Consider the following 8,671-nt stretch of genomic DNA (forward strand, 5'->3'; position numbering starts at 1 on the left):
GAATTGGGAGAATTATTTTGCATTAATCTTTGATGACTCTGCTTTCTGAGTAGATCTGGACTCATCCAGGATTCTTTCGTATATCCTGTCCAGTGATTCCCTGGAAAGCGGCCCTTTGTTAGATCTGTTTATTTTTTCTGAAACATCCCTTTCGCGATCCGGCGAATAGATCGGCTGCCCTAAGGAAATTTTAACTCTTCCTATTAAAACAGCCACGTCGGTACGCTTGTTTAGTATATATACTAAAATTTTGTCAAATAAATCTATTCTTTTTCTGCATTTCCTGAGAAGAAGAAGCTTCTCTTCATCAGAAAGTTTATGGATATCCTCGTACTTTTTCACTGAAAGCATACTTTACCCGGCAAATGTGTTTGAAGGAAGTCCCGGGAAAGCATTATAATCCAGGGAATATTTATTACCATTCTGGAAAAGCCTCTGTCCCCGATAAGCTATCATTGCAGCGTTATCGCCGCAATAAATAAAGTCCGGGATCACGAGCTTTTTCCTGTACTTTGAAGCAGCCTCTGCCATAGCATCACGCAGTGCTTTATTTGCCGCCACACCGCCAACAAGTGAAAGTGAGTTTACCTTATATTCCTTGAGCGCTTTTTCCACGTTCCTGACCAGAGCCTTAATTACGGCCCTCTGAAATGAAGCTGCAATGTCCGGCAGGTCCTCCTCAGGCACTTTTTTATCTTTGCCATATGTCTGCTGAAGATAGCGCAGAACCGCAGTCTTAAGCCCTGAAAAAGAAAAGTCGTATGGATTTTTCAGACTGGCTATAGGGAATTGTATTTTCTCGGGGTTTCCAAGTGAAGCAGATTTTTGTATCTTCGGACCCCCGGGATATCCCAGGCCCAGCATCTTGGCTACCTTGTCAAAAGCCTCCCCTGCCGCATCATCTACCGTCGTACCCAGCTTTATGATCTCTGTATCGCTTTTTACTATTAAAAGAAGCGTATGCCCTCCTGAGACCACAAGAGCCAGGTAAGGGAATTCCGGCTTTTCTTCCATTAAAAATCCGGAGAAAATATGCCCCTCAATGTGGTTTACCGGTATAAACGGCTTATTTAATGAATAAGCCAGCGACTTGCCAAATGTAAGCCCTACCAGAAGAGCGCCTATGAGACCGGGCCCTGCAGTGGCACAGACAACATCAACGTCATTTAAGCTTATGCCCGACTGCCTCAGTGAATCCTTTAGCAGCGGGATGATGATCTGTAAATGGGCGCGGCTCGAGAGCTCAGGAACCACGCCTCCATAATTTACATGAAAATCCTGTGAAGAAATTAAATTTGAAGTTAATTTACCGTCACGTATTACTGCAACCGAAGTTTCGTCGCAAGAACTTTCTATTCCTATTACATTCATTTATTTAAACATAAAAATACTTTTTGTAATGTACCATGCAACCTGCGGATTCTCTTTTAATCTTCTGATAGAATATTTGTACCATTGCTTGCCGAATGGTACATAGATCCTTATCTTATGCCCGGCTTCATTGATCTTATCCCTCAGGTCTTCCTTTACTCCGTAGAGCATTTGGAATTCATATTTATCCTTCGGAACGTTCAACTCTTTTAAGAGCTTTAAGGCGCCGTTGACCAGGTAATCATCGTGAGTGGCAATACCCACGTAATTTCCGTCTTTAAGCATCGTTTTTAGTATTTCCAGGTAATTGTCCCTGATCTTCTGCTTATCCTTATAAGCTATTTCTTCGGGCTCGATATAGATACCCTTGCACAGTCTGTAATTTGTACCTATTTTATTTAACAACTGAACGTCGCTTAAGGTTCTTTTTAAGTATGCCTGAACCACAACGCCAACGTTGTCAAATTTTTCTCTTAAACACTTGAGAAGCTCAAAAGTTGCATCCGTATACGGGGAATCTTCCATATCCAGACGCACGAAGTTATTCAGTTCCTTTGCTCTGGCAACAACTTCTGCTGTTTCCTTAAGCCCGTATTCCTTGTCCAGCGCAAGTCCGAGCTGTGTGGGTTTAACAGAAAGGTTTGCCATAAGATTATTGTCCTTAATGGCTTCAAGTACTTCCAGGCATTCTTTTTTTGCCTGAAGGGCTTCGCTCTTTGTTTGAATAGCTTCGCCTAAAACATCCATGGTTGCATAAATTCCCCTGGAATTTAATTCCTTTACAACTCTGATTGCATCCTGAAGCGTATCGCCTGCAATGTAACGCTGGGCGAATATTTTTACAATGGGCTTCGGAAGAAGCTCAACAAATTTAACAATGGTATTGTTTAATGTTGACACTGTAACTCCATTTTTTTGTTCAACAAATTTACTCTAAGACTTAGAATTAAGCAAACTCTTCTTTTCTGTATTTGCAGGGGGAAAAAACGACAGGGACCTGTCATCCTCTTAGCTAATATAATGTACTTTTGACAATTGACATTTGAATTCTTTTATGTATATTATTGTAAGTCTCTGAACACATTTATTTTGAATTTGGATTCGATATCGTTTATTCACGCCTGCTTACTTTTATAAGTGCCGCAAGGATAGAAGTTTGAGACCTGTTCTTTAATTTACCCATATAAGAAAATCTGATTTCAGGGAAAGACCTGACAACCCTGGTGTTATTAAATATTTTTACTTATTTAAGTGTAATTCTATATCTAATTAAACTCTTTAGGGATTACTTTTTTTTAGTTTCCCGGTCTAATAACAATCAATTAATGGAGGTTCTAATGAAATCAACTTTTAAGGTACTTGCTGCACTTTTAGTTATTATTATGCTGTCATCAATGACGACATCTGCACAGTCGGTTAACCCCTTCCAGAAAAACTCACAGGTTGGCCAGCTGGGTCTGGGTCTTGGAATGGCTGGTATTTACGGTACGTCCAGCATGCCCCCCATCAGCGCGGGTTTCCAGTACGGCATTGACGACAAAATATCTGTCGGCGGACTTGTGGGCTATGCAAGTTCATCAGAAGACTGGGGAGGATGGGCAGGCGAGAACTGGTCATGGAAATATACCTATTTCCTCATTGCCGCAAGAGGCGAATACCACTTCCTGGAGAGCATTAAGAACCTGGACGGTTATGCAGGCCTTACAGTTGGATATAATGTAGTCAGCGTTTCTACACCGTCAGATTACTTTGGACACGATTACAGCGCCTCTGGCAGCTATGCAGTAATCGGTATTCACGGCGGCGTACGCTACTTCTTCAGCCCTAATTTTGCCGTCTTCGGTGAACTGGGTTACGGACTTGGCATTCTTACAGCTGGTATAGCTTATAAATTCTAATAAAAGCGTTTTCTGCGCTAAAAGCCCTTTACATCACCTGTAAAGGGCTTTTCTGTTTATTCACCTCAAAAAAGTCCCTGTTCCCAAATAAAGCTATTTACTTTCATCTTGAAGCTTTTAATATGTAATTAACAGACGGAAAAGGAGACAAAATGAACAAGGTTACTACTGCTCTTATTTTCTTTGTACTTTTCTTTTCTTCATCAGTTTTTTCACAGGGCCGGAACCTTGAATACGGTTTCGGAGGCGGGCTGACCTACGTCCTGGGGCCCGGCGCTTATACAAACGACATCGATACCTCGGGAAATCTTGGCCTTAAATCGGGCTATCACCTCCAGGGGAAAATTAAATTCGGACTTCAGCCCATACCGGTTAAACTTACAGGAAGGCTCGCTTATACATCAATAAGCGGAAGCAAGAATAATGTGATCATAAACCCTACTACGGCAATTGACCTGGAATCGTCGACTAGCATTTTTACATTTGCCATTGGAGCTGAATACCTGATTAACCCTGAATCTTCATTTTCACCATATGCCGACCTGGAACTTCAGATGAATGCCCAGGGAAAAACAAATTTCAGCAGGATTTTCCCTAATACCACACAGGAATTCTCCACCGACAGCCGTGCCAGATGGGGCCTTGGATTAGGAGCCGGAATTGACGTCGGAATCTTAAGTCAGCTGAACCTGGATGCGGGCATTAGAATCAACTTCGTCAACCTGTTCGGAAAGATGAGCAACGAGGACGGGTTTAATACTTTTACGCTTTCAGTAAACCTGCTATATCACCCCAGGTAATGAGAGCCGGATGGTTTTGAAAGACAAACTGCATCTTTAAAAAGCAAAAAGCCATCGCTTTTAGACGATGGCTTTTCTTTTTTTAAGTGCGGAAGAGGGGACTTGAACCCCTATGCCAGTTAAGGCACTACCCCCTCAAGATAGCGTGTATACCAATTTCACCACTTCCGCATTAGCAAGGTAAAAATAGGGTTTGATTACCAAAAAATCAACACTTTTTTTAAAATTATTCTAAATTTCTTCTTCTTTCTTTAAAAATTATGTCTCTTAGTTCCTTTCGGAAGTTCCTTTCGAATACCATCAGCTTTGCAATCTGCCTTTGAGAAAGTATATCCCTCAGCGAACTGAAATATTCGTTCCGGGTCTTTGCAATATTCATATCGAGCGATTTTATATTTTCAACAAATTTCTTGTAAAACTGTTCATCCCTGACCGCGCCCCCCTCACTATTGAGTGCATTCTGAAGCTCGTCTAATTCATTGTTCTTCTGTAAATTCAGACCCGCGATTCTGTTCTGGAAATCCTTCCTGCGGGCAAAAAACTTAACCATGGTTGCCTCATCCAGGTTCAGCGCCTCCATGAGCTTTATTTTTTCCAGCTCATTTATCTTCTCATGCGCCTTTTGGGACATATGGTGCCCCTGCTGTGCATTAAGAGCAGTAAAAGATACCGCAAAGAAAATAAGGACAAAAACTACACCTTTCATTTTTTCTCCTAAAGAATCTTTTTATTAATCATGTTTTGATAAATACTCTCAGCCTCATCACTTGAAATTGTATTTATCAGCTCATCGTTATCCAGGTACTGACCTTTTGAATCAGATTCCTTGTATAACTCTTCCCCCATTGTATTTTCAACAGCCTCGGCTGCACTCTCCGGAAGTGCCTCTGCCTGAATTGTGCCCGTCTCATTTTCCATCAGAGTGCTGAGTACTTCCGTCTTCGTCTCGTCATTCATTTGGCTTACTGTCTTCGTAAACTCCGACTGTCCGCTTGTTCCCTTGTAAAAAGGGTTAAATCCCGAAGGCTTGAAAATAAAAGGTTTGAAAACAAAGAATGCTATTACGGCAAGTACCGGAATTACGTAGGCCAGCCTGGGATAAAGCCTGAAAGACCTCCCTTTCCCGGAATTCAGCTTCTGCCTTAGCTGAGGCAGAAGATTCTCAAAATAATGGCTGTCGGCCTCAGTGTTTCCCAAAGCCTTAATGCCGCTTAAAACTGAGGCTTTCTTATCCAGCTCTTTTCTTAGAAGGGGCGACTTCTGAAGCTCCAGTTCAAAGGCCTTCTTCTCCTCTTCGGTGAGCATGCCTGCAAGGTACTTTAATATTTCATCATTCGTTTTCATTTTTTTCCATCATCTCCGTTACTTTCTTCAAAGCGTGGAAGTAGTTGGCCTTCAGGCCGCCAACACTTCTGCCCGTTATTTCGGATATCTCTTCATATGACAACTCATCAAAATTCCTGAGTATAAACACTTCTCTCTGCTTAACCGGAAGCTCCTTTAAGACACCGTCCAGTTTTTTTACTTTCTCTTTATTTTCTATATTTTCTACTATATCTTCTGAGTCTTTAAGCGTATCGTAATCCGAATCCTCCAGAAAGAGAAATCTTTTTACTTTCCTCTTGTTGAGCTGATTAATGCTCCTGGTTGCCGTAATCCTGTATATCCATGTAAAGAGCGACGACTTAAAGTTAAAGCTCTTCAGCTTATTATAAAGAACAATCAGTACTTCCTGCGTAACTTCATCGGCATCCATATGATTTCCCAACATACGCCTGGCATGCCAGTAAATTTTCTGCTGGTACTTCCCTACCAGCAGATTAAAGGCCATTTCGTCTCCACTGATGAAGCGCCTGACGTATTCAAAATCCTTTTCTTCTGCCATAAATTACTGTTTGTTCTAATTTTAGACACCTGGAAACGTTTTAAGGTTTAAATAAACTGGATATAAAAGACTTAATTTATTTTTCTTTTTCATGATGTGCTTTTCTTTAAACCCTGGGCACAAATGGCTGTGTCCAAGTTATGTAAATATTCAAGAATGATATTTATCTGGATCCAGCCTGATTAATATTAAAAATGATACATTAAAATAACAAAGGAGAATTAAAAATGAAAAGGCAGATAGTAAATATATTAGCTGTAGCCTTAATTGCAGTTTTACCCCTGGGCAGCCTTTTTGCCCAGCAGCAGCAGGGAAAGGGACAGGGCAAAATGCCCGGCCGCCAGAAAATGCTCCAGGAACTTAACCTCTCTCAGGATCAGAAGGATCAGATTCAAAAGCTAAGAACCGAGCACCAGAAACAGATGGTCGACTACCGCTCAGATATTGCAAAGACAAGGCTTGACATAAAAAACCTTTTTACCAGCAATAATCCCGATGAAGACAAAATACTCGACCTTACAAAGAAAGTAAGCGGCATACAGGCAGATATGAAGGCGTCATCAATAAAAAACTGGTTCCAGATCTATAACCTCCTTAACGACCAGCAGAAGGAAACTTTCCGCAAAATGGCACCGATGCTCCGTGAAAGAATGGGAGAAGGCTTCCAGAAAAGAGGAAAAGGCATGATGGGAAAAGGCATGATGCAGCACCGCGGCAAGATGGCTCCGCAGGATAACGGCTAATTTGCTTTAGCTTCAGGGATATAATAAAAAAGCCGGCAATAGTTATTGCCGGCTTTTTTATTAACACATTTAACTCAAAATGAAAGCTTTTAATTTACCTTAAACTCTGAATTGAAGTGGAACCTGATATCCGGATTATTTTCAATTGCCTTATTTAAGAGCCACTCGCTTTCAGCAAAGTAAACCAGATTGCCGTCTTTATCCTGAGCAATGTTATCCGGTTTATAGCGTATGAAATCCTCAATTTTCTTTTCATCATCTGAAGTGATCCAGCAGGCTTTATAGAAATTTAGCGGCCTGAAGCGGCACGATGCGCCGTATTCATGAAGAAGCCTGTACTGTATAACGTCAAACTGCAGTTCTCCGACTGTTCCCACAATTTTCCTGTTTACAAGCTGCTGAACAAAAAGCTGAGCCACACCTTCATCTGTAAGCTGCTGAGTCCCCTTCTCCAGCTGTTTTGTTTTCATGGGATCTGTATTTATAAGCTCCTTGAAGATCTCGGGAGAGAAGCTTGGAATCCCCTTGAAAATGAGCTTTTCTCCCTCGGTTAAGGTATCCCCTATCTTGAAATTTCCCGTGTCATAAAGCCCCACCACGTCACCCGGATAAGCCTCCTCGACAAGGTTTTTCTCCTGCGCCATAAAGGTTGCGGGACTTGAAAAACGGAAGCTCTTATCGAGCCTAACGTGATGGAAAAACTTATTCCTTTCAAACTTGCCCGAGCAGATCCTGAGGAAAGCAATCCTGTCGCGGTGCTTGGGATCCAGATTAGCATGAATCTTAAAGACAAAACCTGAGAACTGCTCCTCAAGAGGGTCTATCATACGGCGGTCTGTTTCCCTTCCCCTTGGCGTCGGGGTAACTTCAATGCAGGTATCCAGCAGCTCTTTAACGCCGAAGTTATTTATTGCGCTTCCGAAGAAAACCGGTGCAAGTTCGCCTTCTAAATACTTCTGCCGGTCAAAAGCGTCGTAAACCCCTTCAATTAAGGCAACATCTTCCTTGAGCTGCAAAAGGGGGTCACTCCCAAGCTTTTCTTCCAGCAGTTCGTCATCCAGGTCCTGAACAACAAGCAGGTCCTCATCAAGCTTTGTCTTATTCGGGCGGAAGATATTAAAGCTTTTGTCGTAGAGGTTATATACCCCCTTGAACCTAAGCCCCCTGCCGACAGGCCAGCTTAAAGGGCGGACCCTGATTGAGAGCTTTTCTTCCAGTTCATCTAAAAGTTCAAAAGGATCACGCCCCTCGCGGTCGAGCTTGTTTATAAAAATAATAACCGGTGTTTTTCTCATGCGGCAGACTTCCATGAGCCTTTCGGTCTGAGGCTCAACACCCTTTACGCAGTCCACAACAAGAATGACGCTGTCTACTGCCGTAAGGGTTCTGTAGGTATCCTCGGCAAAATCCTTATGCCCCGGCGTATCGAGCAGGTTAATGCGGATGTCGTTATAATCAAATGACATTACGGATGTAGCAACAGAAATGCCTCTCTGGCGTTCAATTTCCATAAAGTCGCTCGTTGCGCTTTTTTTAATCTTATTTGACTTAACAGCCCCCGCGGTCTGTATGGCGCCGCCAAAGAGGAGGAATTTTTCCGTAAGCGTGGTTTTCCCGGCATCCGGGTGGCTTATAATAGCCAGCGTTCTTCTTTTATTTATTTCCTTTTGAATACTCATATTCTAAAGTTGCTTTACTCCTTCATAAACGTAATTTTATCGGTATAATTGGAATATAACATCAACTGAGAGGTTAAAATTCCTTGAAAAAAGAGGATAATTTACCAGAAACCTGAGCCGGGGCATAGCCCGGAATGAGGCTTTATCTTGCGTGTGCTAATAGAATGTGTGAAAAAACTTTTTCATAGTCTCTTAAAATACGAAAAAGCAGGATTTTATCCTAACGGGGATGGGAAAATGCCAGGAAATGTGCAAAGTCAAGTTCCCCTGAATTTTTTGCAGGTAAATAAAAAGT

At 42.0% G+C, this 8,671-nt stretch carries 10 protein-coding genes and 1 tRNA gene; 3 read left to right on the forward strand and 8 right to left on the reverse strand.

The window, feature by feature from the left end:
• Window positions 1-12: 12 nt before the first annotated feature.
• From HF312_09125 to HF312_09135, 3 genes are read right to left on the reverse strand one after another with little or no spacing between them, the layout of a single operon-like run.
• Window positions 13-351, reverse strand: coding sequence for a chorismate mutase (locus tag HF312_09125; protein MCU7520363.1), 339 nt, complete (start codon window positions 349-351; stop codon window positions 13-15).
• A gap of 3 nt (window positions 352-354) precedes the next feature.
• Window positions 355-1,371: a tRNA (adenosine(37)-N6)-threonylcarbamoyltransferase complex transferase subunit TsaD gene (gene tsaD / locus HF312_09130; protein MCU7520364.1), complete on the reverse strand. Its 1,017-nt coding sequence runs from the start codon at window positions 1,369-1,371 to the stop codon at window positions 355-357.
• Complete coding sequence (locus HF312_09135; protein ID MCU7520365.1) at window positions 1,372-2,271, reverse strand: proline dehydrogenase; 900 nt, start codon at window positions 2,269-2,271, stop codon at window positions 1,372-1,374.
• 437 nt (window positions 2,272-2,708) lie between these two features.
• Between HF312_09135 and HF312_09140 the strand changes: the two genes are divergently transcribed.
• Together HF312_09140 and HF312_09145 are read left to right on the forward strand one after the other, a co-directional pair.
• A complete protein-coding gene (locus tag HF312_09140) occupies window positions 2,709-3,269 on the forward strand; it encodes a porin family protein (GenBank protein ID MCU7520366.1) in 561 nt (186 codons plus the stop codon).
• A 152-nt stretch (window positions 3,270-3,421) separates the two neighbouring features.
• Window positions 3,422-4,069: a porin family protein gene (locus HF312_09145; GenBank protein MCU7520367.1), complete on the forward strand. Its 648-nt coding sequence runs from the start codon at window positions 3,422-3,424 to the stop codon at window positions 4,067-4,069.
• An 87-nt stretch (window positions 4,070-4,156) separates the two neighbouring features.
• On the opposite strand, the gene HF312_09150 is transcribed toward HF312_09145, so the two are convergent.
• From HF312_09150 to HF312_09165, 4 genes are all read right to left on the reverse strand, one after another.
• Window positions 4,157-4,240, reverse strand: a tRNA-Leu gene (locus tag HF312_09150).
• Window positions 4,241-4,295: 55 nt separating this feature from the next.
• Window positions 4,296-4,775 carry a hypothetical protein gene (locus tag HF312_09155; GenBank protein MCU7520368.1) on the reverse strand — a complete coding sequence of 160 codons (480 nt, stop codon included), beginning with the start codon at window positions 4,773-4,775 and terminating at the stop codon, window positions 4,296-4,298.
• Window positions 4,776-4,783: 8 nt separating this feature from the next.
• Window positions 4,784-5,413, reverse strand: coding sequence for a hypothetical protein (locus HF312_09160; protein ID MCU7520369.1), 630 nt, complete (start codon window positions 5,411-5,413; stop codon window positions 4,784-4,786).
• Window positions 5,400-5,954 (reverse strand): RNA polymerase sigma factor, encoded by a 555-nt coding sequence (locus tag HF312_09165; protein ID MCU7520370.1) that lies wholly within the window; start codon window positions 5,952-5,954, stop codon window positions 5,400-5,402. Before HF312_09165 ends, HF312_09160 begins: the two co-directional genes overlap by 14 nt.
• Window positions 5,955-6,181: 227 nt before the next feature.
• On the opposite strand from HF312_09165, the gene HF312_09170 reads away from it, so the two are divergent.
• Window positions 6,182-6,697, forward strand: a complete 516-nt coding sequence (locus tag HF312_09170) for a periplasmic heavy metal sensor (GenBank protein MCU7520371.1) — start codon at window positions 6,182-6,184, stop codon at window positions 6,695-6,697.
• 89 nt (window positions 6,698-6,786) lie between these two features.
• On the opposite strand, the gene HF312_09175 is transcribed toward HF312_09170, so the two are convergent.
• Entirely contained in the window at window positions 6,787-8,376 is a 1,590-nt protein-coding gene (locus tag HF312_09175; GenBank protein ID MCU7520372.1) for a peptide chain release factor 3, read from the reverse strand.
• Window positions 8,377-8,671: the final 295 nt, after the last annotated feature.

This window comes from Ignavibacteria bacterium, from assembly GCA_025612375.1.
GTDB lineage: Bacteria > Bacteroidota > Ignavibacteria > Ignavibacteriales > SURF-24 > JAAXKN01.